The sequence below is a fragment of the Halomonas daqiaonensis genome (assembly GCF_900109725.1).
Taxonomy (GTDB): domain Bacteria; phylum Pseudomonadota; class Gammaproteobacteria; order Pseudomonadales; family Halomonadaceae; genus Halomonas; species Halomonas daqiaonensis.
In genome coordinates this window covers 1-1,193 of sequence record NZ_FOBC01000045.1, presented here as the reverse complement: position 1 = coordinate 1,193, position 1,193 = coordinate 1, and the positions used below count along the sequence as shown (strand labels likewise).

Sequence of the window (1,193 nt, the reverse complement as noted above, 5' to 3'; positions counted from 1 at the left end):
GGTATAGGCGTCGGTGTGGCAGACGCTGGTGGCGGCCATCTTGACCAGCACCTCGCCGGCCTTGGGGCCCTCGACGTCGATCTCGACCAGTTCCAGGGGCTTGCCCGCTTCCAGGGCGACGGCGGCACGTGACTTCATACTTTCTCCTTGCTTGTAACCAGTGTTCAACACTCGATGGTATTGACGGCAAGCCCGCCTCGAGAGGTCTCCTTGTACTTCTCCTGCATGTCAGCACCGGTATCGCGCATGGTGCGGATCACCTTGTCCAGCGAGATGAAGTGCTCGCCGTCACCTTGCAGCGCCATCTGAGCCGCATTGATCGCCTTCACCGAGGCGATGGCGTTGCGCTCGATGCAGGGGACCTGCACCAGGCCGCCCACCGGATCGCAGGTCAGTCCCAGGTTGTGCTCAAGGCCGATCTCGGCCGCGTTTTCCACCTGGCCGACGCTGCCGCCCATCACCTCGGTGAGGCCCGCCGCGGCCATGGCACAGGCCGAACCCACCTCGCCCTGGCAACCCACCTCGGCGCCGGAGATGGAGGCGTTCTTCTTGCACAGGATGCCCACGGCCCCGGCCGCCAGCAGGAAATCCACCACGTCGCGCTGGCTGGCGCCGCGGCTGAACTGCATGTAATAGTGCAACACCGCCGGAATGATGCCTGCCGCGCCATTGGTGGGCGCGGTGACCATGCGCCCGCCGGCGGCGTTCTCCTCGTTGACCGCCAGGGCATAGAGGTTGACCCAGTTCATGGCCGACATGGTCGAGGCGATCAGCGAGTCGTCATCCATGTTAGCCAGCATTCGCTCATGTAACGCCCGCGCACGGCGCCTGACGTTGAGCCCACCGGGCAGTACACCCCGGGCCTCCAGTCCCTTGGCCACACAAGCCTGCATGGCCTGCCAGACCTCGCTGAGCCCGGCGCGGATATCGGCCTCGCTACGCCACACCTTCTCGTTCTCGAGCATCAGCTCGCTGATACGCAGCCCGCTCTCATGGCACATGCGCAAGAGATCGGCGCCGGTCTGGAAATCGTAGGGCAGCGGGGTGGTATCGCTATCCAGCTCACCCCCAGCAGCTTGGGCCTCATCGATGACGAAGCCCCCGCCCACCGAGTAGTAAGTGTTCCGGTAGAGCTCGCCGTCGTCGGTGTAGGCGATCAGCCGCATGGCGTTGGGATGGTGGGGCAGACTCTC

General features: G+C 64.9%; 1 protein-coding gene and 1 pseudogene. Both read right to left on the bottom strand.

Annotated elements, in window-relative coordinates; genetic code table 11:
• A pseudogene (locus BMY30_RS17765) lies at positions 1 to 138 on the bottom strand (S-(hydroxymethyl)glutathione dehydrogenase); the annotation flags it as partial.
• Positions 139 to 164: 26 nt separating this feature from the next.
• On the bottom strand, positions 165 to 1,193 hold a 1,029-nt coding region (locus BMY30_RS17455; protein ID WP_089715944.1), incomplete at its 5' end, for an L-serine ammonia-lyase.